Raw genomic sequence first — 25306 nt, forward strand, 5'->3', positions numbered from 1 at the left:
TGATGATCGGGTGAGCCCTGCGTACTGGACCGGCGCAATCGAGGTCTTGACACGGAGCGTCGAGGAGTTCCGGCCGTTCAGCCACCGGTTCCGGGCCGATGACCTCCGGGGCGGGATCATCGGGACCCAGACGAACTTCGAGACCACGCTCTTCCTGCTGGGAGCTCGCTACTCGGCCGGGTACCCGGTCGCGGCGCTCGCCGACGACCTCGAATCGACGGTGACCGTTTGGGAAGTCTGGAACCGGTACGCGGCTGCGCCGAACGCTGATCTCACATTCGACCCGCTCACGTTCGACAACAAGTCGGCGTACTACTACGCGTTGTGGTTGTCGTCGGTGGCGCGGTGCGTCGGGGTCGAACAGGCGTTGACGGAGCGTCTCGTTCGGATCGTTGACGCCGCTGGTGGTGCGGATCCGGTGCTCGCGCAGTTGTTGGGGATCGAGCCGGTGCGGGACACGGTCTGGCACAAGCGGCCGTTCCAGAACCTCGCGACGGCGTCGACCGCGAAGCCGGATCGTGCTGTAGCGGCGTTGGACCGTTACCTGCAGGCGTGGCAGAAGAACATCTCGTTCATCTGGTGGGCCCCGGCGCTCCAGGCCGTGCAGGGCGATCGGTTTGCCAAGTACTTCGGGTACTGGGCGTGGGAGGCAGCTGGTCTCGCGGTGGCCCGAGGACTCGACGACACAGCGCTGCGGAAGTCACCGTTCTACCCAGCCGACCTCGTCGACGCGCGTCACCGCGGTTCCTGACGGCGGTCAGCTCCGGCCCGTGTCGTCCTCGGCGGCCGCGAGCGGCTCGACCACGGTGCGCGGGAGCGGCGCATGCGGCGTTGCCGGGAAGGGGAGACGGGTCACGGGCCAGTTCGACCGTGCGAGTTCGGCGCGCAGACGGTCGAACTCCTGGATGGTCTTGAGGTCGTCGTACACGAGGGCGTACCCGGCGCGGAGATCGTCGAAGAAGTCGTCCCACGAGTCGAACACCGTGAACGCGACGGTCGAGACGATGTCGATCGTCGCCCATGCGTCGTCGCTGGTGAGCAGGCCCGCGCAGTACGCGCCCCTGATCATCGAGACGGCGTTCTTGACGTCCATCGCCCAGAGGAGCTTGGCCGGGCGCGTGTCGCGTGCTTCGAGGAGGTTCCTGGCCGCCCATGCGTCCTCGCCGAGCAGCGAGGACATCCTGGACAGGCGCTCGTCACCCTCCGGGGAACGAGCGAGCGCGGCGAACTGCCACGAGATGCTCTTCGGCCCGATCAAGTCGAGCGCGAAGGTCTGCGCGTCCCGACCACTGGCGACCTTGTACGTCTGGTCCAGCTCCTGACGCAGGAACGGCAGCGCGGGGAGCGGGATCGTGACGAAGGGTGACGGCGTGGTGTCGTCCAGCCACTGGCCTCCGAGCTCCGTGCGTGAACCGTACGGGGCGAGCGACGCCGGCCACCAGCCGTCGGAGAAGTCGCCGAACGACGCGAGTGCGAGTTGCTGGAGCCGGTGTTCGGGGAGCTCCGGCGTCCGGGCGAGGGCCCGGTAGCGCCGTTGTTCCCGAACCGGCAGGGTCAGGTCACGGAGCGACGTGACGAAGGTCAGGACGAACCAGACGACGAACGCGATGAGGAAGCACCGCCACACGGCCTGGAACCCGTAGCCGAAGTGCTGCCTGACGTCGTACGGACCGGCCGTCGATGCGACCAGGGCGACGAAGAACGCGACGATCGCGAGCGCCATGATGATCCACGCGGCTGCCCGATCGCGTCGCCGCCCGGTCTGGCGGCGGGCCTTCGCGACCATCGCGCGGTGACGCCACCGACCTCGGACCGGGAACTCGCGGTCCCCAGGATGGTTCTGCAGTACTTCCCCCACGATGGGGGAGTGTAGCGGCCCGTCAGTCCTCGTCGAGCGCCCCGACCAGCTCCGGCGCCGTGAGCAACCGCGGCTCGTCCTCGATCGACACCGGGTCGGCGATGACCTTCGACTCGTCGAGCAGCGACAGCCGCCGGGCACTCGGCAGCACCTGCCGCTCGAGCGACCCCACGAACCGGTTGTAGTCGACCACGGACCCCCGGATGGCCCGTCCGAGCTTGTCCACGTGCCCGCCGAGGGTCGCGAGTCGGCCGTACAGCTCGCGCGACACCGTGAAGAGTTCGCGCGCCTCGGCCGTGACGACGTCCTGCTGCCACGAGAACGCCACGGTCTTCAGGACCGACCAGAGCGTGACGGGCGAGGCGAGGGCGATCCGCTTCCGGAACGCGTGGTCGAGCAGCCCGGGGTCGGCGGCGAGGGCGCTCGAGATGAGGGACTCGGACGGGATGAACGCGATGGTGAGTTCGGGGGAGGCGTCGTACCCGGACCAGTACTCGCGCGCCGCGAGGGCGTCGACGTGCGCCCGGAGCGCCTTGACGTGCTGCGCGACGAGCTGGTCGCGCCGCGCGCCCTCGGCGCCGGTGGCTCCCGCCGGGATCTCCGCCGCCTGCAGGTAGGCGCTGAAGGGCACCTTGGCGTCGACGGCGATCGTCTTGCCGCCGGGCAGGTGCACGACCATGTCGGGTCGAGCGGCGCCGGCCGACGTGGTGACGGCGGACTGCACGTCGAAGTCCACGCGTTCGAGCAGCCCGGCCGCCTCGACCACGTTCCGCAGCTGGGTCTCGCCCCAGACGCCCCGCGTGCTGTTCGAGGACAGGGCGCTCGCGAGCGTGTCGGCGGTGGCGCGCAGCCGTTCCTCGGACTCGGCGGCGGACCGGAGCTGTGCGGAGAGCGCGCCGTACTGCTCGCTGCGGGACTGCTCGAGCTCGGCGATCTTGGCGCGCATCACGTCGAGGGTCTGCGCGACGGGGCTCAGCGCCGAGAGCACCTTCGACTCGCCCTGCTGGCGCGCCGCGTCCACCCCGTGCATCCGCTGCAGCAGGTGCTCGAGCTCGGCGGCCCGGCGTTCGAGCGAGTCGACCTGCCGCCGGTACTGGGCGTCCTGCGCGTCGAGCCGCTCCTCGCCGTCGGAGCGGACCGTGTCGAGCTGCGCCCGCAGCGCGTCGGCGGTCGCCCGGGCCGCGGCGGCGTCGACGCCGGCCCGGGAGCGGGCGAGCGACCAGGCGACGACGGCGCCGACGGCGACGCCGAGCACGAGACCGATGACCAGCGCGAGGATCTGCATGACGCAACCGTGGCAGTGCCCACCGACACCGTGCCTCCAGGCCGGCGGTGTGGCGTCGTGAACCCGCCTCGATCCATGTAATGACATTCGGCCAAACGCGGTGTACAGTCGTGACCGTCCGACGATGAAGCCGCACGGAAGGTCCCCGCGTCGCATGACCGATGAAGCCCCCCACGCACACGACGTGATCACCATGGGCCGCGTGTCCGTCGACATCTACCCGCAGCAGACCGGCCCGCTCGAGGACGTCACGACCTTCTCGAAGTCGGTCGGAGGCAGCGCCACGAACGTCGCCATCGCCGCCGCACGGCACGGTGCCGACGCCGCCGTGATCACCCGCACGGGCGACGACCCGTTCGGTCGCTACATCGCTCGGACACTGCCCGAGTTCGGCGTCGCGAACACGTTCGTGGAGACCGTCGCGGGGCTCAACACCCCCGTCGCGTTCTGCGAGGTGTTCCCGCCGGACGACTTCCCGCTGTACTTCTACCGGGCCCCGAAGGCGCCGGACCTGATGATCACCACGAAGTCCCTGCCGCTGCACGAGATCGAGCGCGCGCGGGTCTTCTGGACCACGGTCACGGGCCTCAGCGAGGAGCCGAGCCGCAGCGCCCACCACGCGGCCTACGCGGCGCGGACCGCCTCGACGGCCGCCACGAAGGCGCACACCGTGCTCGACCTGGACTACCGGGCGATGTTCTGGTCGAACCCCGCGGCGGCGACGCGCGAGGTCGCCGTCGCCCTGGAGCACGCGACCGTCGCCGTCGGCAACCGCGAGGAGTGCGAGGTCGCGGTGGGGGAGACCGACCCGGTCCGCGCGGCCGACGCCCTGCTCGAACGGGGCGTCGAGGTCGCGATCGTGAAGCAGGGCCCCAAGGGTGTGCTCGCCAAGACCCGCGACGAGTTCGTCGAGTTCCGCCCCCACACCATCGACGTCGTCAACGGCCTGGGGTCGGGCGACGGGTTCGGCGGCGCGCTCGTGCACGGCCTGCTGCAGGGGTGGTCGCTCGACCGCACCCTCGCGTTCGCGAACGCCGCCGGGGCCATCGTCGCCACCCGCTTCGAGTGCTCGACGGCGATGCCGACGAGCGACGAGATCGAGCAGTTCCTGCAGGAGAACCCCGTGCAGCCCACCAAGGAGGACGTCGATGCCTGAGATCAGCTCCGCCGACTTCGCCCGCCTGCGCGACCTGCGGGCCGGCGCACCGGAGCGGGTCGCGGACGTGCTCCGCACCCGCACCCGCCGCCCGCTGCTCGCCGACGACGGCAAGCTCTTCATCGTCGCCGCCGACCATCCGGCGCGCGGCGCCCTGGCGGTCGGGTCCGACGCCACGGCCATGGCCGACCGCTACGACCTGCTCGAGCGGCTCGTCGTCGCCCTCGGCCGGCCGGGCGTCGACGGGGTGCTCGGGACGCCGGACGTCCTCGAGGACCTCGCGCTCCTCGGCGCACTCGACGGCAAGGTCGTCGTCGGCTCGATGAACCGCGGTGGACTGCGCGGCGCGACGTTCGAGCTCGACGACCGCTACACCGCGTACTCCGCGCAGGCGATCAAGGCCGCCGGGCTCGACTTCGCGAAGCTGCTGGTCCGCGTGGCCCTCGAGGACGCCGGCACCGTCGCGACGCTCGAGGCGACGGCGAAGGCGGTCAGCGAGGCCGCCGCGCTGCAGCTGCCGATCATGCTCGAGCCGTTCATGTCCTCGTGGCGTGACGGCCGGGTCGTCAACGACCTGTCGGCCGACGCGGTGATCACGTCGATGGCCATCGCCGCCGGACTCGGCGAGTCGAGTGCCTACAGCTGGCTGAAGATCCCGGTGGTCGACGACATGGCGCGCGTGATGGCGGCGACCACGCTGCCGACGCTGCTGCTCGGCGGCGACCCATCCGGCAGCCCGGACGAGACGTACGCGACGTGGGCCGACGCCCTCGCGCTCCCCGGGGTCCGCGGACTGGTCGTCGGGCGCACCCTCCTCTACCCCCGGGACGGCGACGTGGCCGCGGCCGTCGACGTCGCCGCGTCCCTCGTCCACGGCCTGGAGGACCGGGGCCGGTCCGCCGCACCGGCACACGTCCCGCACTCCTCGACCCCGGCACCCGCCCAGCAGCCCTCGCCCCTGTCCGTCCCGGAAGGAAGCAACGCATGACCACCACCGAGTCGACCGACCAGCGGTCCGGCACCACGACCGTCGGCCACTGGATCGACGGGGAGCACGTCACCTCGACCTCCGGTCGGACGGCGCCCGTGTACGACCCGGCGCTCGGCGTCGTGACGAAGCAGGTCGCCCTCGCCGACCAGGCCGAGATCCAGCGCGCGATCGCCAGCGCCAAGGCGGCCTTCCCGGCGTGGGCCGACCTGTCGCTCACCAAGCGCCAGCAGGTCCTCTTCGCCTTCCGCGAGATCCTGAACCGCGACAAGGCCGAGCTGGCCGAGATCATCACCAGCGAGCACGGCAAGGTCGTCTCGGACGCGCTCGGCGAGATCGCCCGCGGACAAGAGGTCGTGGAGCTCGCGACGAACATCCCGTCGCTCATGAAGGGCGAGTTCTCCGACCAGGTCTCGACCGGGATCGACGTCTACTCGATCCGGCAGCCGCTCGGCGTCGTCGGCATCATCTCGCCGTTCAACTTCCCGGCGATGGTCCCGCTCTGGTTCCTGCCGATCGCGATCGCGGCCGGCAACACCGTCGTGCTGAAGCCGAGCGAGAAGGACCCGTCCGCGGCGATCTGGCTCGCGCGGAAGTTCCAGGAGGCCGGACTGCCCGACGGCGTGTTCACCGTGCTGAACGGCGACAAGGAGTCGGTCGACGGCCTGCTCACGAGCCCCGACGTCGAGTCGATCTCGTTCGTCGGCTCGACCCCCATCGCGCAGTACGTCTACGAGACGGGCACGAAGCACGGCAAGCGCGTGCAGGCCCTCGGCGGCGCGAAGAACCACATGCTCGTGCTGCCGGACGCCGACCTCGACCTCGTCGCGGACAACGCGATCAACGCGGGCTTCGGCTCCGCGGGCGAGCGCTGCATGGCGATCTCGGTCGTCGTCGCGGTCGAGCCGGTCGCCGACGAGCTCATCGCGAAGATCTCGGAGCGCGCGGCGACGCTGCGCATCGGTGACGGGCGCCGGGGCTGCGACATGGGCCCGCTCGTCACCGAGCAGCACCGCGACAAGGTCGCCTCGTACATCGAGGTCGCCGAGCAGGACGGTGCGGTGGTCGTGGTGGACGGTCGCACCGTCCGACCCGACGGCGACGAGAACGGCTTCTGGCTCGGCCCGACGCTGATCGACCGGGTGCCCATGACCAGCCGCGTCTACACCGAGGAGATCTTCGGCCCGGTGCTGTCGGTCGTCCGCGTGCAGTCCTACGAGGAGGGCCTCGAGCTCATCAACTCCGGCGCGTACGGCAACGGCACGGCGATCTTCACGAACGACGGCGGCGCCGCCCGGCGCTTCCAGCGCGACGTGCAGGTCGGCATGATCGGCATCAACGTCCCGATCCCCGTGCCGGTCGCGTACTACTCGTTCGGCGGCTGGAAGAACTCGCTGTTCGGCGACCACAAGGCGTACGGCGCCGACGGCGTGAGCTTCTTCACGCGGCAGAAGGCGATCACCTCCCGATGGCTCGATCCCTCGCACGGCGGGATCAACCTCGGCTTCCCGTCGAACGGCTGACCCGACCGATGGCTGGACAGCACTGGTTCAACCCGCGCGGCAGCCGGCCGGAGGCCGGCTGGACCGACGTCGTGGACGGACGCATCGCGGGGTGGGAGCACACGGGTCTGCGGACCGGCACGGTGTCCGACGGGGCCGAGCTGCGCCTCCCGGCCGCTGCCGTGGAGCGCATGGTCGTGCCGCTCTCGGGGAGCTTCCACGTCACCTGGTCCGGTGCCGAGAACGGCGAGCAGGGCCTGGAGGGACGTGGCGGGGTCTTCGAGGGACCGACCGACGTCCTGTACCTGGGCTCCGGACTGCAGGCGCAGATCACCGGATCCGGACGGGTCGCGGTGGCCGAGGCGCCCACCGACGTCGTCAAGCCGGTCGCGTACATCGCGAAGGCCGACGTCCCCGTCGAGCTCCGCGGGGCCGGACAGTCGTCGCGGCAGGTGCACAACTTCGGCACCCCGGCCGGGCTCGACGCGGTGAAGCTCCTGGCGTGCGAGGTGATCACGCCGGCCGGCAACTGGTCGTCGTACCCGCCGCACAAGCACGACACGCACCGTGACGGCGAGGAGTCGAACCTCGAGGAGATCTACTACTACGAGGTCGACGTGGCCCGCGGTGTGGACGCCCCCGCCGGCGCCGAGCCCTTCGCGCTGCACCGCACGTACGCGTCGGACGACCGGCCCATCGACGAGTTCCGTCAGGTCCGCACCGGCGACGTCGCCCTGGTGCCGTACGGCTGGCACGGACCCGCGGTCGCCGCACCGGGCTACGACATGTACTACCTGAACGTGATGGCCGGGCCCGACCCGGAGCGCGTCTGGAACATCACCGACGACCCCGCGCACGGCTGGGTCCGCCAGGTGTGGGACACCGAGACGATCGACCCGCGCCTGCCCTACGGAGAGGACACCGCCCGATGAACACCCGTCGGATGACCGTCGGCCAGGCCCTGGTCGAGTTCCTGGCGAACCAGTGGACCGTCGACGGCGACCACCGCGAGCGGACCGTCCCCGGGATCTTCGGGATCTTCGGGCACGGCAACGTCGCCGGGCTCGGGCAGGCGATCAAGCAGCTGCACGTCGAGCAGCCCGGTCTGCTGCCGTACCACCAGGCGCGCAACGAGCAGGCGATGGTGCACCAGGCCGTCGGCTTCGCCCGCATGCACCGCCGCCGCGCGACCTTCGCCGCGACGGCCTCGGTCGGCCCCGGAGCGGCGAACATGCTGACCGCCGCGGCGCTCGCCACGACGAACCGGCTCCCGGCGCTGCTGCTGCCGTCGGACACCTTCGCCACGCGGACCACCGACCCCGTGCTGCAGCAGATCGAGCTGCCGCACGACACCTCGCTCCAGGTGACGGACGCGTTCCGCCCGCTGTCGCGCTACTTCGACCGGGTGGAGCGACCTGAGCAGCTGTTCTCGATCGCCCTCGCGGCGATGCGCGTGCTGACCGACCCGGCCGAGACCGGCGCCGTGACCATCGCGCTGCCCGAGGACGTCCAGGCCGAGGCGCTCGACGTCCCGGTCGCGTTCCTGCAGCCCCGCGAGTGGCACATCCGACGGCCGCTGCCCGAGCGCGGGCCGCTCGCGCGTGCGGTCGAGGCGATCCGCTCGGCGGAGCGCCCGGTGATCGTGGCCGGTGGCGGCGTGCTCTACGCCGACGCGGCCGACGCGCTGCGGGAGTTCGTCGAGGCGACGGGCATCCCGGTCGGCACGTCCCAGGCGGGCGGTGGTGCCCTCGCGTGGGACCACCCGCAGTACCTCGGCGGCATCGGCGCGACGGGCACGGCCGCCGCGAACGCGATCGCAGCCCAGGCCGACGTCGTGATCGGGATCGGCACGCGGTACAGCGACTTCACGACCGCGTCCCGGACCGCGTTCCAGGACCCCGACGTCACCTTCGTCAACGTGAACGTGGCGTCCTTCGACGCCTACAAGCACGGGTCGCAGCTGCCGGTGATCGCCGACGCCCGCGAGACCCTGACCGCCCTGACGGCCGAGCTCGCGTCGTACTCGGTGGACGCCGGGTACGCCGACGAGATCGCGACGCGCAAGGCCGAGTGGGACGCGGTCGTCGACGCCGCACTCGCACCGTCCGGCAACGCGCTGCCCGGGCAGGCCGAGATCATCGGCGCCGTCCAGCGCGCGTCCGACCCGCGGGACGTCGTCGTCCAGGCGGCCGGGTCGCTCCCCGGCGACCTGCACAAGCTGTGGCGGGTGCGCGACGAGCTCGGCTACCACGTCGAGTACGCGTTCTCGTGCATGGGCTACGAGATCGCCGGCGGGATCGGTGTCCGACGTGCCGCCCCCGACCGCGACGCGATCGTGATGGTCGGCGACGGCTCGTACCTGATGCTGCACACCGAGCTCGTCACCGCCGTGGCCGAGGGCATCAAGATCGTCGTCGTCCTCATCCAGAACCACGGGTACGCGTCGATCGGGCACCTGTCCGAGACCGTCGGGTCCGAGCGGTACGGCACGAAGTACCGCTACCTGGACGAGACGCAGTCGTTCGAGAACGGCGACCCGCTGCCCGTCGACCTCGCCGCGAACGCCCGCTCGTACGGCGTGGACGTGATCGAGGTGCAGCCGGGGCCGGACGTGATCGCCGACCTCGAGGCCGCCGTCCGCCAGGCCAAGGCGAACGACCACACCACGCTCGTGCACGTCGACTCCGACCCGCTCGTCTACGCCCCGGACGGCCACGGCTGGTGGGACGTCCCGGTCGCCCAGACCTCGACCCTGCCGAGCACCCGGCAGGCCCGCACCGAGTACGAGCAGCAGGTCGCCGCCCAGCGCCCGCTGCTCGGCTGAGACACCCGCCCACCACTGCAGAGAGACACCACCCGCCATGACCGAAACCCCTGCCGCCTCGATCCGCATCGGCACCGCTCCCGACTCGTGGGGCGTGTGGTTCGCGGACGACCCGAACCAGGTGCCGTGGCAGCGCTTCCTGGACGAAGCCGCCGCCGCCGGGTACCGGTGGATAGAGCTCGGCCCCTACGGCTACCTGCCGACCGACCCCGCGCAGCTGTCCGACGAGCTCGAGTCCCGCGGACTCCGGCTGTCCGCCGGCACCGTGTTCACGGGCTTCCACAAGGGCGAGGACCAGTTCCAGCGCGCGTGGGACCAGGCGGTCAAGGTCGCCGGGCTCGCCGCCGCGCTCGGTGCCGAGCACCTGGTCACGATCCCCGACCTGTGGCGCTCGGACGCCACCGCCGAGGTGCTCGAGTCCCGGACGCTGACCGACGAGCAGTGGCAGCGGCTCGGGAAGGGGCACGACCAGCTCGGCAAGGCGCTGCTCGAGGAGTACGGCGTCCACCAGCAGTTCCACACCCACGCCGACAGCCACGTCGGGACCTACCGCGAGACCGTGCGGTTCCTGTCGGAGACGGACCCCGCGTACACGAACCTCTGCCTGGACACGGGCCACTTCGCCTACTACGGCGGCGACAACCTCAAGCTCATCGCCGAACACCCCGAGCGCATCGGCTACCTGCACCTCAAGCAGGTCGACACCGACCTGCTGTTCGACGTCCTGAAGAACGACGTCCCGTTCGGCGACGCCGTCGCGCAGGGGATCATGACCGAGCCCCCGCACGGCACCCCCGAGCTGGCACCGATCATCGAGGCCGTCGCCGCGATCAACCCGGACATCTTCGGCATCGTCGAGCAGGACATGTACGGCTGCTCGGTCGACGCCCCCGGCCCGATCGCCGAGCGCACGTTCCAGCACATCTTCGGCTCGACCGCCGCCGCCCGCGTCTCCTGACGCACCGCCAGCACCGCGTCCAACCCCTCCAGGAGCACCCCATGAGCAGCAACCAGAACCTCCGCGTCGCCGTCGTCGGCGCCGGCATGATGGGCGCCGACCACGTCCGTCGGATCACCGCGAAGATCTCGAACGCCGACGTCGTCGCCGTCGTCGAGCCCGACCAGATGCGCGCGCAGGCCGCCGCCGCCCTCGCCCCCGGCGCGGTCACGGCCGCGTCCTTCGACGAGGCGCTCGCCGAGACCGAGATCGACGCCGTCGTGATCGCGACGCCGGGCTTCCTGCACGAGCCGATCCTGGTGACCGCGCTCGAGCGCGGGCTCACCGTGCTGTGCGAGAAGCCCCTGACGACGAGCGCCGAGGACTCGCTGCGCATCGTCGAGCTCGAGCAGCAGCACGCCGACCACCCGGTCATCCAGGTCGGCTTCATGCGCCGGTTCGACGCCGGCTACCAGGAGCTCCGGGCGCTCCGGGAGTCCGGGGCGAACGGCGCCCTGCTGGCCCTGCACCACGCCCACCGCAACCCGACGACCCCGCCGAACTTCAGCGAGTCGATGCTCATCCACGACTCGGTGATCCACGAGATCGACATCATCCCCTTCCTGACCGGCGAGGCGATCACGAGCGTCGAGGTCAAGAAGCCGCGGAAGAACTCGCTCGCGCCGGCGGACCTGCCCGAGCCGCAGTTCGTGCTGTTCACCACCGAGTCGGGGACGATGGCGATCGTCGAGATCAACGTGAACGCCCAGTTCGGCTACCAGGTCACGACCGACGCGGTCTTCGAGTCCGGGGTCGCGTACATCGGCCGGGACACCTCCCAGACCATCGTGTCCGCCGGCCAGTCGTCGCAGGGCGTCACGCCGTCGTACAAGGAGCGCTTCGGTGCCGCCTACGACGAAGAGGTGCAGCGCTGGGTGGACGCCGCGCGGAACGGCGGCATCGACGGGCCGAGCGCCTGGGACGGGTACACGGCGTCCGTCGTGGCCGAAGTCGCCGTGCGCGCCCAGCAGTCGGGCGCGCTCGAGACGGTCGAGTACGCGCTGACGAAGCCCGCGTTCTACGACACCGCGGCTCAGCGCGAGCCAGCGACCGCGGAGGCCTGATGCCGAAGATCGCCCTCGACCCCACTCCGTTCCACCACGACCTGTCGCTGCTGGAGTTCCCGCAGAAGGTTGCGGACCTCGGGTACGAGTACCTCCAGCTGACACCGCACAAGGACTTCATCCCGTTCTACCGGCACCCGAAGGCGGACGACGACCTCGTCGACGCGTTCGCCGCAGCGTGCCGCGACGCCGGGGTGCAGGTGGCGAGCGTCCTGCCGGTGCTCCGCTGGTCCGGCCCGGACCGCGACGCCCGCGAGGCCGCGGTGACCAAGTGGAAGCGGGTCATCGAGATCACGAAGCGGCTCGGCGTCGACACGATCAACACCGAGTTCTCCGGGCGACCGGAGCGTGCGGAGGAGTCCGAGGACGCCTTCTACCGCTCGATGGAGGAGCTCCTGCCGATCATCGAGTCGTCCGACCTGCGCGTCCTCATCGACCCGCACCCCGACGACTTCGTCGAGGACGGCCTCGAGGCCCTGCGGGTGATCCGCGGGCTCAACTCGAAGCACGTCGGCTTCGTCTACGTCGCCTGCCACACCTTCCACTACGGCGGCGACATGGACGCGATCATGGACGCCGCGGGGGACTCGCTCCAGCTCGTGCACGTCGCCGACGCGTACGACCACCGTCGCTCGCACGGCCTCCGGTACATCTCGAACCCGCCGGGGAACACCGCGCGCGTGCACCAGCACCTGCCGGTCGGACAGGCCGACGTCGACTTCGACGCCTTCTGGGCCGGGCTGGCACGCATCGGTTTCACCGACCGGGACGACACCGTCGCCGTGTCGAGCGTCTTCGCCGAGGACGAGAACGCCGACGCGGTGTCCCGCTCCCAGCTCGACGCGATCACGAAGGGACTCACCCGATGACCAGCACGCTCGAGACGGCCGCCGACCGGGCCGCCGCGGATCTCCGCCCGGTCACCCTTCAGGCCGCGACCGCCACGCCGACGGCGCTCTGGAACGACTCCGCCGACCCGCGCGAGCTGTCCACCGCGATCCACGAGTACGGCGCGGTCGGTGCCACCTGCAACCCGGTCATCGCGTTCACCTGCATCCAGCAGGACCCCGACCGGTGGGTGCCCCGCATCCGCGAGATCGCCGCGGAGCACCCGACCGCGGGGGAGTCCTGGATCGGCTGGAAGGCGGTCGAGGAGCTCTCGATCGCGGCCGCCGAGCAGCTGCTCCCGGCGTTCGAGGCCTCGGGCGGCCGCAACGGTCGCCTCAGCATGCAGACCGACCCGCGACTGCACCGTGACCGTGACGCGCTGGTGGAGCAGGCCGTCCGGTTCTCCGGGCTCGCGCCGAACATCATCGTGAAGATCCCCGCCACGAAGGTCGGGATCGCCGCGATCGAGGAGGCCGCGTACCGCGGGGTCTCGATCAACGCGACCGTGTCGTTCACGGTGCCGCAGGTGGTCGCCGTCGGTGAGGCGATCGAGCGCGCCCTGGACCGCCGGGCCGCCGACGGACTGCCGGAGCAGGAGTTCGGGCACGTCGTGACGCTCATGGCCGGCCGCTTCGACGACTGGCTGAAGACCGTCGTGGGGCGCGACCACGTGCTCGTCGACCCGGGGATCCTCGAGTGGGCCGGGGTCGCCGCCGTCAAGCAGGCGTACCGGGTGTTCCGCGAGCGCGGGTTCCGGTCGCGGGTGCTCGTCGCGGCCTTCCGGAACGCCCTGCAGTGGTCGGAGTTCCAGGGCGGGGACCTCGTCGTCTCGCCGCCGTTCCAGTGGACGAAGGACATCAACGACAACGCGTTCCCCTGGCGTCCGGACGCGATCGACGACGAGGTCCCCGCACACGTCCTCGACGCCCTGCGTGCGGCCACGCCGGAGTTCGCCCGCGGGTACGACGTCGACGGCATGACGATCGACGAGTTCGACCGCTTCGGCGCGACCGTCACGACGCTGCGGCAGTTCCTGGACGCCGACGCGAAGCTCGACGCCCTGGTGCGCGACATCGTGGTCCCGGCGGCATGACCGCGGACACGATCGGCGTCGGCCTGGTCTCGGTCGGGTGGATGGGGCGGTTGCACTCCCGCGCCTACCGCGCCCTGCCCGACCACTTCCCGGAGCTCGGTGTGCAGCCGCGGCTCGTCGTCGCGGCGGATCCCGTCGAGGCCGCCCGCGACCAGGCGCTCGAGCGGCTGGGGTGCGAGCGCGCGGTCGCCGACTGGCGCGAGGTCCTCGCCGACCCCGAGGTCGACGTGGTGTCGATCTGCTCGCCGAACTTCCTGCACCGCGAGGTGGCCGTCGCCGCGGCGGAGGCGGACAAGCCGTTCTGGATCGAGAAGCCGATGGGCCGGTACGCGAGCGACTCGCGGCAGATCCACGAGGCCGTCCAACGCGCGGGCGTGATCACGAGCGTCGGTTTCAACTACCGGCACGCCCCCGCGATCCAACGGGCCCGCGAGCTCGTCCGGAGCGGTCGGCTCGGACGGATCACGAACGTCCGCGGGGCGCTCCTCGCCGACTACTCGTCCGACCCCGCAGCGCCGCTCACCTGGCGCTTCGAGCGTGACCGGGCCGGCTCCGGGGTCCTCGGCGACCTGCTGTCGCACGGCCTCGACCTGGCGCAGTACGTCGTCGGCCGGATCGCGAGCGTGACCGCCCTCGCCGAGACGTTCATCGAGACCCGTCCGCGCCCCGGGCGGGGGATCGTCGACCGGACGGCGGCGGCGACGGGAGAGCACGGCCCGGTGGAGAACGAGGACTACGCCGCCCTGCTGTTCCGCTTCGAGGACGGCGCGGTCGGCACGATGGACTCGAGCCGGGTGATGCGCGGACCGCACGCCGAGTACGCACTCGAGGTGTACGGGACGAAGGGGTCCGTCCGCTGGGACTTCCAACGCCTGAACGAGCTCGACGTCTTCCTCGACGGGCAGGAGGTGGCGGGCTACACGACGCACCTCGTCGCTCCGGGGGACGGCGAGTTCGCCCGCTTCCAGCCGGGCGCCGGGACCGCGATGGGGTACGACGACCTCAAGACGATCGAGGCCGCGCAGTTCGTCGCGGGCGTCCGCCGCGGGGAGCAGCTCGCACCGTCGGTCGCCGACGGCCTGGCGGCCGCGTCGATCGTGGAGGCGGCGGAGGCCTCGCTCGCCGACGGGGCGTGGCACGACGTGGCGCGCGTCGACGGGCCGCTCACCTACCGGGCGGCGACACCGGTGCTGTAGACGGGCCGAGAAGCGGACTGGAGGCGCGGTGCAGGCTGGCACCGCGCCTCCAGTCCGTCTCGGGGAGACTTCTGGACTGGCGCTTGTTAGTATGTAATGACAAAGTCCCGAACCAGGAGGCACCATGCCGCTCGTCCGTATCGACCTCGCCACCGGCCGCACCCCCGAGCAGGTCCGCGCGATCGCCGACGCGATCCACACCGCCATCGTCTCGGAGTACGGCATCCCGGAGCGCGACCGCTTCCAGGTGATCACCGAGCACCCCGCACAGCAGATCATCGCGCAGGACGCCGGCCTCGGCTTCGAGCGGACCGAGGGCGTCGTCGTCATCCAGGTCTTCACGCAGCGCGGCCGCAGCGACGAGGCGAAGCAGGGCCTCTACCGTGCCGTGCACGACCGGCTCACCGAGGCCGGCGTCGCGAGCGAGGACGTGTTCATCGGCTACGTCGAGAACGGCCCACAGGACTGGTCGTTCGGGTTCGGCCGTGCCCAGTACGTCACCGGCGAGCTCGGCGTCCCCGACGCGAGCTGACCCGTCCCGACCGGGTCGTGGCGGCCGCGCGGCCTACTTGTCGACGAGGGTGACCTCGAACGAGTAGCGGTCCGGGCGGTAGCAGTGCACGCCGTACTCCACCGCCCGGCCCGACGCGTCGTACGCCGTCCGGCTCATCGTGAGCACCGGGTCGCCGTCCTCGATCTCGAGCAGGTCGGCCTCGTCGCCGGTCGCTGCGCGGGCACCGATCCGCTGCTTCGCGACCCGCATCGTCACGCCCCGGCCGCGCAGCAGCTGGTACAGGCCGTGCGCCTGCAGGTCGGTGTCGGTGATGTCGGTGAACTCCGGCGGCAGGTAGTTCTCGAGCACCGCCATCGGCACGTCCTCGGCGAACCGCACCCGGCGGATGTGGGCGACGAGCGTGCCGGGGGCGACGCCGAGGGCCTCGGCGACGACGTCCGAGGCCGGCACGTCGTTCCGTTCCAGCAGCTTCGTCGTCGGCGCCTGCGACCCCTGCGCCAGGTCGTCGTACAGGCTGGTCAGCTCGACCTTCCGCGTGACCGGGCCGTGCACGACCTGCGTGCCGATTCCGCGCCGACGGACGAGCAGCCCTTTGTCGACGAGGTCCTGGATCGCCCGGCGGATCGTCGGCCGCGACAGGCCCAGGCGTTCCCCGAGGGCGATCTCGTTCTCGAGCCGGGCACCGGGGGGCAGGACACCCGAGCGGATCGTCTCCTCGATGCGCGAGGCGACCTGGAAGTACAGGGGCATCGGACCCGACCGGTCCAGGTCCAGGAACAGGTCGGACGGCAGCTGGCCCTCGTTGGTCATCGCGGTCCTTCGGGAAGACGGGGTCGGCGACAGCGCCGGACGGATTGTCGTGACAATACCACCGCGCTGTGCGGCTCCCCGGCGGCCCGCTGGCGTCAGTCGGCGAAGATCATCGGGCGGTTCGACAGGCGCGGCTGCCGCGGCTGCGTCGTCGCCCGTGGCTGCTCGGCACGCGGTCGGACCGGCGCGATGTGCACGCGCGTCGCCGCCCCGAGCGCCTCGACCGTGTCGCACCCGTGCTGGCCGGCGGCGTGCACGACGATCGCGGCGCAGGCCTCGGCGTCCGCGGCCGCGTCGTGGTGCTGGAAACCGACGTACCCCGCTGCCCGGGCGGCCATCGGCAGGCGGTAGGACTCGAGCGCGTAGGTCTTGCGGGCCACCTGCAGGGAGCACAGCGAGTGGTGCTCGGCCAGCTCGGTGCCCGTGGCGGAGCACCCTCCGGCGATCACGCCCATGTCGAAGCGGGCGTTGTGCGCGACGAGGACGTCCCCCTCGGCGAAGGCCACGATGTCCGCGTACTGCTCCGCCCAGCCCTTCGCGCCGACGACGTCCGACGCGACGATGCCGTGGATGCGCGTGTTCCACTCCAGGAAGGCGTCGTGCCCGGTCGGCGGCTGGATGAACCACGACGCCCGATCGACGACCCGGCCGCCGCGGACCTTGACGAGTCCGACGGAGCAGGCGCTGGCGGGCGAGCTGTTCGCGGTCTCGAAGTCGATCGCGGTGAAGTTCAACGGCACGGGCCCGATCGTCGCACGGGGTTCCGACATCCCCCCGTCGTGCCCTCGGCGTTGCGGCCACCGGGCGGTAGCGTCCGGAGCGTGACCGCGACCACCACGCCCCCGCTCGTCCTGCTGCTGCCCGGCGCCGGCTACGGCCGTCAGGCGCCGCTGCTGTGGTGGTCGCACGCGATCGCCGCCGGGTACGGCGCCGAGGTCGTCGCGCCCACCTGGACGGTCGACGCCGCCGCGAAGGCTGACCCGGTCGCGTTCGTCGAGCGCGCCGTCGCCGCCGCGCTCGACTGCCGCATGCCCGACCTGGTCGTCGCGAAGTCCTTCGGCTCGTACGCGCTCCCGTGGGCGGTCCGCCACGGCGTCGACGGCGTCTGGCTGACCCCTGTCCTCACCGACGGCACGGTGGCCGCCGCCCTCGCCGGATGCGGCTCTGGAACCCTCGCGGTCGGCGGCTCCGCCGATCCGCTCTGGGTGCCGTCCGCGGTCGGCACGACCCGTGCCGGGCTGCACACCGTCGACGGGGCCGACCACGCGCTCGAGGTGACCGGTGACTGGCGACGCTCGCAGCGCCTCCAGTCCGACGTCCTGGAACTCGTGGACCGCCGGATCCGCGCCCTGGCGTCCGGAGGCGACCCGTCGTAGATTCGCTGCATGGGGGAAGACCAGGGGACCGCCCAGCGCGGTATCGGACTCGGAGCGGCGCTCGCCGCGAGCGGCGCCGCCGTCGCGCTCGTCGTGACCGGCACCGCCTACGGGCTGTGGACCACCATCTGGGTGGCGGCGGCCTCCCTCTGGCAGCATTGACCCACCGGCCTGGAGGATCGGGGTCGGCCCCGGCGGGCGGCCGCCGGTAGGCTGTCCTCCCGTGGCTCTCACCATCGGAATCGTCGGTCTCCCGAACGTCGGCAAGTCGACCCTGTTCAACGCCCTGACCAAGAACCAGGTCCTCGCCGCGAACTACCCGTTCGCGACGATCGAGCCGAACGTCGGCGTGGTGAACCTGCCCGACCCGCGGCTCGACCAGCTCGCGACGCTCTTCGGGTCCGAGAAGACCGTGCCCGCGCCGGTGTCGTTCGTCGACATCGCCGGCATCGTCAAGGGCGCCAGCGAGGGGGAGGGGCTCGGCAACAAGTTCCTCGCGAACATCCGCGAGGCCGACGCCATCGCGCAGGTCGTCCGCGGCTTCACCGACGACGACGTCGTGCACGTGGCGAACAAGGTCTCGCCGAAGGACGACCTCGAGGTCATCAACACCGAGCTGATCCTCGCCGACCTCGAGACCATCGAGAAGGCGCTGCCCCGGTACGAGAAGACCGTCAAGCTCAAGCAGGCCGAGCCGATCGTGCTCGAGACCGCGCGCGCCGCGAAGGAGATCCTCGAGCAGGGCACGCTGCTGTCCGCCGCGACGATCGACCTCGCGCCGATCGCCGAGCTCGGGCTGCTCTCGGCCAAGCCCTTCATCTTCGTCTTCAACGTCGACGAGGCGATCCTGACCGACGAGTCCCGCAAGGCCGAGCTCGCCGCGCTCGTCGCCCCCGCGCAGGCCGTGTTCCTCGACGCCCAGGTCGAGTCGGAGCTGATCGACCTCGACCCCGCCGACGCCGCAGAGCTGCTGGAGTCCACCGGGCAGACCGAGTCCGGGCTGGACCAACTCGCGCGCATCGGCTTCGACACCCTCGGGCTGCAGACCTACCTGACGGCCGGGCCGAAGGAGTCGCGGGCGTGGACGATCGGCAAGGGGTGGAAGGCGCCCCAGGCTGCCGGCGTGATCCACACCGACTTCGAGAAGGGCTTCATCAAGGCCGAGGTCATCTCGTTCGAGGACCTCATGGCGACCGGCTCGATCGCCGAGGCGCGCGCTGCCGGCAAGGCCCGGATCGAGGGCAAGGACTACGTCATGCAGGACGGCGACGTGGTGGAGTTCCGCTTCAACAACTGATCGAGCGGGCGACCTGGGTGCGGTTGCGCGGGGTCAGACCGTCTCGAGCGCGTCCAGGTCCCACACCGGCGGCACGTACGCGCGTGACCACCCCTCGCGCAGCCGGGTGACCGCCCGGTCGAACGACTCGAGCAGGTCCATCTCCGGCCGGACCATCGACTGCAGCTGCAGTCCCTCGTAGGTCGCGAGCAGCTGCTCGGCGCCCCGCGCCGGCTCCATGGTGTCCGGCTCGCGCCCGACCTCGACGTCGTGCTGCAGCGCCTGCTGCACGAACGCGTGGAAGCGCCGCCACCGCACGTACAGCATCGGTGCGAGCGGGTGGTGCGGCGTCGCGGCGATGTTGAGCGTGGACGTCAGGAAGCGCATGAGCGACGGATCGGCCACGTTCGCTCCGACGATCGCGCGCAGGAACACGACGGTGCCGCTGCGCTCCGCGATCGGCATGAGCGGCAGGGTCCGCTGCTCGTTCCACTGGTCGATCGTCGCGAGCAGGAGCCCGTCCCACGTGGGGAACACCTCGGTCACGATGTCGATCGGGTGACCGGACTCCGTCGCGACGTGCTCGAACGTGACCTCGTGCAGGGCGCGGACACGGAGCACGCGGATCATCGCCCCGACCACCTCGACTCGGAGGCGCGCGGCAGCATCGGCGGGGGCGACGGGGAGCATGTCACCAGTCCACCCGGTGTCCGTCCGGGGAGCCACCCCCAGAACAGGCCGTGCCCGAGTGGGGGACGAACCTGGGGACGCCCGGAAGTGGGGGCGTTGGATGGTGGCATGAAGTACGTGGTCTACGGAGACAACCGGGTGATGACCGGCACTGCGATCGCCGAAGCGGTGCTCGCCTACGCCGCTGCGCTCGGTGAGAACGGGACGACGGACATCGTCGAGATCCCGAGTGCCGACGCCGAGGGGTTCAGCACGACCGCCGAGGTGCTGCTCGGCCCGGCGTCGCAGATCATGGTCGAGGACGCACCCGACGACGAGCTCGAGCCGGAGGACGAGGACCTGGTCAACGAGCTGGTCCGTCGTACGGCTGCGGTCGGTGGGGGACGCTTCGCCGACGCCGCCTCGTCGCACTCCGACGAGCCCGAGGCGCGGAAGCTCCGCACGCAGCCGCCCACCCCCTGACCTGCCCCGGCGGGCGCCGTTCCGATACGGTGTCGCCATGTCGTACGTCGTCGACTTCGTCACCGTCTCCACCGAGGGCCTGGAGTCCTCACCGCACGCCGAGGCCCTCGCAGGACTCCGGGCGAACGAGGCGCGGTACTTCCGGAACAAGTACGACCACGTCTTCACGACGGAGCCGGCGGCAGAGGTTCCCGAGCTCGTCGAGTACGTCGCCCGGATCCTGCGCGAGGAGCGGGGCATCGAGATCTCGTCGCCGGTGCTCGAGGCGACGCAGTTCGAGGTCGAGGGACTCCGGTGGACCTACGTGTTCCACGAGTCGGGCCTGTCGATCAACGTCCTCTACGCTCTCGAGCCCGGCGGGAAACGGGCGGTCGGCTTCAAGCTCTCCGACGGCATGGACGAGCCCGAGGAATTGAGCGCGTTCAAGTTCGCGCGGCAGCGGTCGAAGCTCGCCGGGACGATCCGCGGCTCGTACTTCGTCATCAAGAACGAGTACTGACCCGGCGTCAGCCGACGACCGCCAGGATCACGGCCGGAATCCTGTGCTCCACGACGTCCCAGACGATCTCTTTCCTCGCGCGTCGGTAGTCGTGCGACAAGATGTTCCGGGTTCGGCGCACCGCTGCCAGCGAGAGATCTGCCGGGAGCATCGCGAGCCGGTCGTCTGGAAGGCGTCCCAGCAGATCATCGAAGTGGATGACGACGGCTTCGTCGGCGCGGTAGGTCAGGCTGCGTGCTTCGTCGAACTCCGAGCGGCCGCGGTCGACGATCATGGAACACTCCGCGAGCAGGTCCAACAGGCCGTCGCGGACGCGGACGGGACGCTCATCGCTCACAACGGCACCGCCTCGTCCAGCACGTGCCGGAACGCGTCGTCACCGTCGAGGTCGTCGGTGAGCAGGTCGGTGGTGAACCCGGTGATCGTCTCGACATCGTGGGCGAACCCACCGAGATCGAACAACGAGGCGTCCGGGGTCAGGGACACGAGCAGGTCGATGTCGCTGTCCTCGTGGTCCTGACCGCGCACAGCAGAACCGAACACACGGACGTTCGTGAGGTGGTGCCGTTCAGCGGCGCGCAGGATGTCGTCCGCGTACAACGCGAGCGGGATGCTCGGACGGACGCGGGCGGCGCGCAGCAGTCGTGCCAGCGTCTCACCGCGGGGTTGCTTGCGGCCACTCTCGTACGCGGAGATGGTCGGCTGCTGAATCCCGGCAGCCGAGGCGAGCGCGCTCTGCGACATGCCGACGTCCTCGCGCGCGGCACGCAGGAGGTCAGCGGCCCGATCGATGCGCATGCTCCGTCCCCATAGACCCGGACTGTACCGGTCCTGCCTGGCCAGGGAACGCAGAGTTCGAACGGCCTCGCACACCGCCCACCTAGCGTCGACGGGGACAGAGCGGGAGGGCACGTGAAGTACATCCACTACGACGCCAACCTGATCCTGACGGGGGACCTGATCGCCGACGCGGTCGTCGACTACGCAGCAGTGCTCGGCGCGAACGCCCGGACGGACGCGATCACGGTGCCGATCGTCGGCGACGACGGTTCGGTCTCCACCGCGCTCGTGCTCATCGGGCCGGCGAGCGAGCTCACGGTCACCGTGGCGCCGGACGACGAACTCGAGCCCGAGGACCCGGCGTTCATCCGCCGGCTCCGCGACGCCGCTCGGCGCGCTGGCCCCGCGGTCCCGGTGAACGCCGACGGCCGCGCGCACTTCCGCGGCGCCGACGACCGCTGACCCGGAGGCCAGACACGCGCAGCCCACTCGATGGAGCAGAAGACGTCGGGCGTCCCGCCAGGACTCGACGGTTGCTGCTCCATCGACGGGCAGGCGAGCAGGCGAGCAGGCAGTCTGACGGAAAAGGCACCGACGCCCGACACGACGAACGCCGCCGGCACGGAGCCGGCGGCGTTCGGTGTCGAGCGGGTGCGGTCAGGCCGCGAGGGCCAGTTCGCCCTGGTGGACGGACCCGGCGAGCAGGATGGTCCGGCTCGCCTCGCCCCGCCAGGAGCGTCCGGGGACGGTCCAGCCGGCCTCGCCGTCGACGGCCACGCGGGCGTCACGGGAGACGAAGGTCCGGAGGTCGTCGGCCGGGATGCGGACGAGGTACTCTCGCTGCGAGCGGTCCTCGCGCACCGGGAACTCGGCGATGCGGTCGGGGGTGATCACGGGCGCCGCGAGTGCGGTCCCGGAGATGCTGATGCGGTCGATGGTGCTGGTCATGGTGGTGCGGTACTTCCTGGTCGTTCGGCGCCAGGGGCTCCCGGTGTCGGCACGGACGTCCCAGTCCGGTCCGACGCATCGGGGCGTGGCGCGCACGTCGTGTCTCGACGTGCAGCTCGTCCGTTGAGATCGAGCGGTGGTCTCGGTGGAATGCGATCCGGCGGATCGGTGTCGAGACGGTTCGGTGTGCGCGAGTCAGATGGGTTCGCTGCAGTTCACCAACCAGACACTATACGTCAGGTCGTGGGGAACGTCCAGCAAGATCCCACGCCCGCGCTGGGCGGGCACGACGTAACGCCGATGAAACGCCCCGCGCCCGTCCGTGAAACAGCACGTCGTTAGCGTGCGGATCACTGAGTACCCGCTCAGCCATCCCGCACCCGAAGGGCCTGCCTGCATGCAGCACCGAACCCTCCGGTGTCCCCGCGCCACGGTCGTCTCCGCGACGATCGCCGCTGCCGGGGCCATCGGCCTCAGCCTCCTCGTCGCCGCACCGGCGTCGGCGGCTCCGACCGCGTCCACCGTCCGCGTCGCGGCTCCGACGGCCGCGACCGTCGGCCAGCCGTTCGACCTCGACGTCACGATCCCGGCCACCACGGACGTCTACGCGTACGAGATCACCCTCGACGCCGACCCTGGCGCGGTGTCACTCGTCGACGACAGCGTCACCGGCCCGGACGGCGGCTTCGACCGCGCCGACCAGGACGCCGACGCGATCACGATCGTCCACACCCGGCTCGGCACCTCGCCGGCGCTGAGCGGTGACCTCGACGCCGGGGTGTCCCTCACGCCCGAGGCCGCCGGCGAGACGACCCTCACGGTCACGCGCCTCGTGCTCGTCGGATCGGACGGGTCGACCACGACCCTCGCCGACCCGGCCTCCGCTACGGTCGCCGTCGCCGGGCCCTCGCCCAGCACGCCCCCGACGAGCGGCCCGACCGCCGGTGCCGACCCCACCGGCACCCCGACCAGCGAGCCGTCCGGCAGCGCCACGACGCCTGCCGGGGTCACGCCCGTCGGTACCGACGGCGGCCGACCGACCGGCGGCGCGCTGGCCTGGACCGGCGCCGACGTCCTGCCGTGGGCGGCCGCGTCGCTCGCACTCCTCGGCCTCGGTACCGCCCTGTTCACCGTGCGCGCCCGTCGTGCACGCCGCGAGCGCGAGGGAGCCGCCGCATGACCACCGCCGACAGCAAGCAGGCAGCCACGACCGACAGCAAGCGGGCAGCCACCGTCAGCAGCAAGCAGGCAGCACGGACCTCCCGGAAGCGCACCGCCGCGTCCGGCGTCGCCCTGATCGCCCTCGTCGGCACGGCGCTCGCCGCCGCGCCGGCACTCACCGCCACCGCTGCACCGACGGTCGACGCGAGCCCCGCCGCGATGCTCGCCCCGTACTACACGCAGCTCGACCTGACCGGCGACGACCAGGTCACCCGTGACGACGTGGCACTCCTCACCGCCCACCTCGGCGCGACGAGCAGCACCGACCCCGACTGGTCGACGGTCGCGGCGGCGGACACCGACCAGGACGGCACGATCACCGTCGCCGACGTCGCCGCGCTCTCGCAGCGGATGATCTACGACGACGGTCCGTTCCAGCTCGTCGAGGCGTCGACGATCGACATGCAGGCCGCGATGAACGCCGGGGTGACCACCTCGGCCGCCATCACGCAGGAGTACCTCGACCGGATCGCCGCCTACGACCGCACCAAGGTCGACCCGGCGTCGACCGGCCGCCCGCTCAACTCGATCATCACGACGAACGCCGCCGCGCTGAGCGCCGCGAAGGCCGCCGACGCCGAGCGTGCCGCGCACGGCATGACGAGCATGCTCCTCGGAGTCCCGATCGCCGTGAAGGACAACTACGACACCAAGGACATGCCGACCACCGGTGGCTGCGGCTGCTGGGACGGCAACCAGACCACCACCGACGCGACCATGGTCGCCGGGCTCCGGGACGCCGGCGCGGTGATCCTCGCGAAGGCCAGCCTGGACGAGTTCGCCTACGGCTTCGTGTCGGAGTTCTCGGCGGGCCAGCCGGCCGGCTCCTCGCTCCTCGTCGCGAGCCCGTACGTCACCGCGCAGAGCGCCGGCGGATCGAGCGGCGGCACCGGCGCGGCGATCGCGGCGAACCTCGCCGGCATCGGGTTCGGCACCGACACCGGCGGATCGATCCGCATCCCGTCGACCTACAACCAGCTGGTCGGCATCCGCCCGACCGTCGGCCTGACCAGCCGCGACGGGATCATCCCGCTCGCGCTGTCGCAGGACACCGGCGGGCCGATCGCCCGCTCCGTGACCGACGCCGCGGTGGCCCTCGACGCCGTCACGGGCGTGGACGCCGCCGACCCGGCGACGAGCGCGCAGGTCGGCAAGGTGCCCACGTCGTACACCGCGTCGCTCGACCCGACCGCGCTGCAGGGCGCCCGGATCGGCTACGTCACGAGCATGGTCGGCACGAACGCGACGACGAAGCGACTCTTCGACCAGTCGGTCGCCGAGCTGCAGGCCGCCGGCGCGACCGTCGTCCCGATCACCGCGACGACGGGCTTCAACCGCGTGCTCTCCGAGGGGAGCGGCAGCACGAACGAGTTCGGGCACGACCTGGACGAGTACGTGGCGAAGCACCTCGACCCCGACGTGAGTGCGCGGTCGCTGCAGGGCATCCTCGACTCCGGCAGGTACGTCCCGAGCCGGAAGGCGACCTACGAGTCGCGGAACGCGGTCACCGACGCGCAGTACCAGGCGTGGGCGGGTCCGAGCGGTTCACACACGACGCAGCTCGCGACCGGCAAGCAGCTCGTCACGCAGATGCTGCAGGACCAGGACCTCGACGCCCTCGTGTACCCGTCCGGGACGCCGTACGGCACCCAGTCGACGAACATGCGGCTCAGCCCGAACACCGGCATGCCGGCGATCACCGTTCCGATGGGCCAGGCCACGGCAGCGGACGGCACCGTCACCGGCGGCGGCGTGAACCTCGAGTTCCTCGGCCGTTCGTTCGACGAGGCCACGGTCATCGGACTCGGCTACGCCTTCGAGCAGGCGACGCACGCGCGCACCACACCGGCCCTCTACGGGCCGGTCGGCTGACCGGGAG

General features: G+C 71.3%; 28 protein-coding genes. 20 read left to right on the forward strand and 8 right to left on the reverse strand.

Annotated features, from left to right (window positions below):
• Positions 1–10 precede the first annotated feature (10 nt).
• Positions 11–751: a PoNe immunity protein domain-containing protein gene (locus LQK89_RS04100; protein ID WP_231050284.1), complete on the forward strand. Its 741-nt coding sequence runs from the start codon at positions 11–13 to the stop codon at positions 749–751.
• 6 nt (positions 752–757) lie between these two features.
• Here LQK89_RS04100 and LQK89_RS04105 read toward each other — a convergent pair whose 3' ends face one another.
• Entirely contained in the window at positions 758–1858 is a 1101-nt protein-coding gene (locus tag LQK89_RS04105; protein ID WP_231050285.1) for a DUF1266 domain-containing protein, read from the reverse strand.
• Between the two features lie 22 nt (positions 1859–1880).
• Complete coding sequence (locus tag LQK89_RS04110) at positions 1881–3143, reverse strand: DNA recombination protein RmuC (protein WP_231050286.1); 1263 nt, start codon at positions 3141–3143, stop codon at positions 1881–1883.
• Between the two features lie 154 nt (positions 3144–3297).
• On the opposite strand from LQK89_RS04110, the gene iolC reads away from it, so the two are divergent.
• The 11 genes from iolC to LQK89_RS04165 all read left to right on the forward strand — a co-directional run bounded on the left by iolC (position 3298) and on the right by LQK89_RS04165 (position 15383).
• Entirely contained in the window at positions 3298–4299 is a 1002-nt protein-coding gene (gene iolC / locus LQK89_RS04115) for a 5-dehydro-2-deoxygluconokinase (RefSeq protein WP_231050287.1), read from the forward strand.
• Positions 4292–5287, forward strand: a complete 996-nt coding sequence (locus LQK89_RS04120) for a class I fructose-bisphosphate aldolase (protein ID WP_231050288.1) — start codon at positions 4292–4294, stop codon at positions 5285–5287. The genes iolC and LQK89_RS04120 overlap by 8 nt, the downstream gene beginning before the upstream one ends.
• On the forward strand, positions 5284–6810 hold the full coding sequence (locus tag LQK89_RS04125) for a CoA-acylating methylmalonate-semialdehyde dehydrogenase (RefSeq protein ID WP_231050289.1): 1527 nt from the start codon (positions 5284–5286) through the stop codon (positions 6808–6810). Before LQK89_RS04120 ends, LQK89_RS04125 begins: the two co-directional genes overlap by 4 nt.
• A gap of 8 nt (positions 6811–6818) precedes the next feature.
• Positions 6819–7721, forward strand: coding sequence for a 5-deoxy-glucuronate isomerase (iolB, locus tag LQK89_RS04130; protein WP_058741748.1), 903 nt, complete (start codon positions 6819–6821; stop codon positions 7719–7721).
• A complete protein-coding gene (gene iolD, locus LQK89_RS04135) occupies positions 7718–9613 on the forward strand; it encodes a 3D-(3,5/4)-trihydroxycyclohexane-1,2-dione acylhydrolase (decyclizing) (protein WP_175326635.1) in 1896 nt (631 codons plus the stop codon). Before iolB ends, iolD begins: the two co-directional genes overlap by 4 nt.
• A gap of 37 nt (positions 9614–9650) precedes the next feature.
• Complete coding sequence (locus tag LQK89_RS04140; RefSeq protein ID WP_231050290.1) at positions 9651–10571, forward strand: sugar phosphate isomerase/epimerase family protein; 921 nt, start codon at positions 9651–9653, stop codon at positions 10569–10571.
• 41 nt (positions 10572–10612) lie between these two features.
• On the forward strand, positions 10613–11674 hold the full coding sequence (locus LQK89_RS04145) for a Gfo/Idh/MocA family protein (protein ID WP_231050291.1): 1062 nt from the start codon (positions 10613–10615) through the stop codon (positions 11672–11674).
• Positions 11674–12543 carry a sugar phosphate isomerase/epimerase family protein gene (locus LQK89_RS04150; RefSeq protein ID WP_058741744.1) on the forward strand — a complete coding sequence of 290 codons (870 nt, stop codon included), beginning with the start codon at positions 11674–11676 and terminating at the stop codon, positions 12541–12543. The genes LQK89_RS04145 and LQK89_RS04150 overlap by 1 nt, the downstream gene beginning before the upstream one ends.
• Positions 12540–13655 carry a transaldolase family protein gene (locus LQK89_RS04155; protein WP_231050292.1) on the forward strand — a complete coding sequence of 372 codons (1116 nt, stop codon included), beginning with the start codon at positions 12540–12542 and terminating at the stop codon, positions 13653–13655. The genes LQK89_RS04150 and LQK89_RS04155 overlap by 4 nt, the downstream gene beginning before the upstream one ends.
• Positions 13652–14851 carry a Gfo/Idh/MocA family protein gene (locus LQK89_RS04160; protein WP_231050293.1) on the forward strand — a complete coding sequence of 400 codons (1200 nt, stop codon included), beginning with the start codon at positions 13652–13654 and terminating at the stop codon, positions 14849–14851. The genes LQK89_RS04155 and LQK89_RS04160 overlap by 4 nt, the downstream gene beginning before the upstream one ends.
• A gap of 124 nt (positions 14852–14975) precedes the next feature.
• The gene (locus LQK89_RS04165; protein WP_231050294.1) at positions 14976–15383 is read left to right on the forward strand and encodes a tautomerase family protein; all 408 of its coding nucleotides are present in this window, start codon (positions 14976–14978) and stop codon (positions 15381–15383) included.
• A gap of 33 nt (positions 15384–15416) precedes the next feature.
• On the opposite strand, the gene LQK89_RS04170 is transcribed toward LQK89_RS04165, so the two are convergent.
• Both LQK89_RS04170 and LQK89_RS04175 read right to left on the reverse strand, forming a co-directional pair.
• Positions 15417–16175, reverse strand: coding sequence for a GntR family transcriptional regulator (locus LQK89_RS04170; protein ID WP_231050295.1), 759 nt, complete (start codon positions 16173–16175; stop codon positions 15417–15419).
• 95 nt (positions 16176–16270) lie between these two features.
• On the reverse strand, positions 16271–16945 hold the full coding sequence (locus LQK89_RS04175; protein WP_058741739.1) for an exonuclease domain-containing protein: 675 nt from the start codon (positions 16943–16945) through the stop codon (positions 16271–16273).
• A gap of 51 nt (positions 16946–16996) precedes the next feature.
• Between LQK89_RS04175 and LQK89_RS04180 the strand changes: the two genes are divergently transcribed.
• The 3 genes from LQK89_RS04180 to ychF all read left to right on the forward strand — a co-directional run bounded on the left by LQK89_RS04180 (position 16997) and on the right by ychF (position 18848).
• Positions 16997–17551 (forward strand): hypothetical protein, encoded by a 555-nt coding sequence (locus tag LQK89_RS04180; RefSeq protein WP_231050296.1) that lies wholly within the window; start codon positions 16997–16999, stop codon positions 17549–17551.
• A 9-nt stretch (positions 17552–17560) separates the two neighbouring features.
• A complete protein-coding gene (locus LQK89_RS04185) occupies positions 17561–17713 on the forward strand; it encodes a hypothetical protein (RefSeq protein ID WP_175326642.1) in 153 nt (50 codons plus the stop codon).
• A 61-nt stretch (positions 17714–17774) separates the two neighbouring features.
• On the forward strand, positions 17775–18848 hold the full coding sequence (gene ychF / locus LQK89_RS04190; RefSeq protein WP_144802492.1) for a redox-regulated ATPase YchF: 1074 nt from the start codon (positions 17775–17777) through the stop codon (positions 18846–18848).
• 33 nt (positions 18849–18881) lie between these two features.
• On the opposite strand, the gene LQK89_RS04195 is transcribed toward ychF, so the two are convergent.
• Complete coding sequence (locus LQK89_RS04195) at positions 18882–19517, reverse strand: TetR family transcriptional regulator C-terminal domain-containing protein (protein ID WP_231050297.1); 636 nt, start codon at positions 19515–19517, stop codon at positions 18882–18884.
• Positions 19518–19625: 108 nt separating this feature from the next.
• On the opposite strand from LQK89_RS04195, the gene LQK89_RS04200 reads away from it, so the two are divergent.
• Both LQK89_RS04200 and LQK89_RS04205 read left to right on the forward strand, forming a co-directional pair.
• On the forward strand, positions 19626–19979 hold the full coding sequence (locus tag LQK89_RS04200; RefSeq protein WP_058742759.1) for a hypothetical protein: 354 nt from the start codon (positions 19626–19628) through the stop codon (positions 19977–19979).
• 37 nt (positions 19980–20016) lie between these two features.
• The gene (locus LQK89_RS04205; protein WP_058742758.1) at positions 20017–20478 is read left to right on the forward strand and encodes a hypothetical protein; all 462 of its coding nucleotides are present in this window, start codon (positions 20017–20019) and stop codon (positions 20476–20478) included.
• 7 nt (positions 20479–20485) lie between these two features.
• Here the strand turns inward: LQK89_RS04205 and LQK89_RS04210 are convergent, their stop codons facing one another.
• Both LQK89_RS04210 and LQK89_RS04215 read right to left on the reverse strand, forming a co-directional pair.
• The gene (locus LQK89_RS04210) at positions 20486–20815 is read right to left on the reverse strand and encodes a HepT-like ribonuclease domain-containing protein (protein WP_175326646.1); all 330 of its coding nucleotides are present in this window, start codon (positions 20813–20815) and stop codon (positions 20486–20488) included.
• Entirely contained in the window at positions 20812–21276 is a 465-nt protein-coding gene (locus LQK89_RS04215; RefSeq protein WP_231050298.1) for a helix-turn-helix domain-containing protein, read from the reverse strand. Before LQK89_RS04215 ends, LQK89_RS04210 begins: the two co-directional genes overlap by 4 nt.
• Positions 21277–21390: 114 nt before the next feature.
• Here LQK89_RS04215 and LQK89_RS04220 point away from each other — a divergent pair, with 114 nt between their 5' ends.
• Positions 21391–21720: a hypothetical protein gene (locus tag LQK89_RS04220; protein WP_058742755.1), complete on the forward strand. Its 330-nt coding sequence runs from the start codon at positions 21391–21393 to the stop codon at positions 21718–21720.
• Positions 21721–21915: 195 nt separating this feature from the next.
• On the opposite strand, the gene LQK89_RS04225 is transcribed toward LQK89_RS04220, so the two are convergent.
• Positions 21916–22206, reverse strand: a complete 291-nt coding sequence (locus tag LQK89_RS04225; RefSeq protein ID WP_231050299.1) for a hypothetical protein — start codon at positions 22204–22206, stop codon at positions 21916–21918.
• Between the two features lie 397 nt (positions 22207–22603).
• Here LQK89_RS04225 and LQK89_RS04230 point away from each other — a divergent pair, with 397 nt between their 5' ends.
• Positions 22604–23386 (forward strand): cohesin domain-containing protein, encoded by a 783-nt coding sequence (locus tag LQK89_RS04230; RefSeq protein ID WP_231050300.1) that lies wholly within the window; start codon positions 22604–22606, stop codon positions 23384–23386.
• Entirely contained in the window at positions 23383–25299 is a 1917-nt protein-coding gene (locus LQK89_RS04235; protein WP_231050301.1) for an amidase family protein, read from the forward strand. The genes LQK89_RS04230 and LQK89_RS04235 overlap by 4 nt, the downstream gene beginning before the upstream one ends.
• The last annotated feature ends 7 nt before the right edge of the window (positions 25300–25306 follow it).

This window comes from Curtobacterium sp. C1 (assembly GCF_021049325.1).
Taxonomy (GTDB): Bacteria; Actinomycetota; Actinomycetes; order Actinomycetales; family Microbacteriaceae; genus Curtobacterium; species Curtobacterium citreum.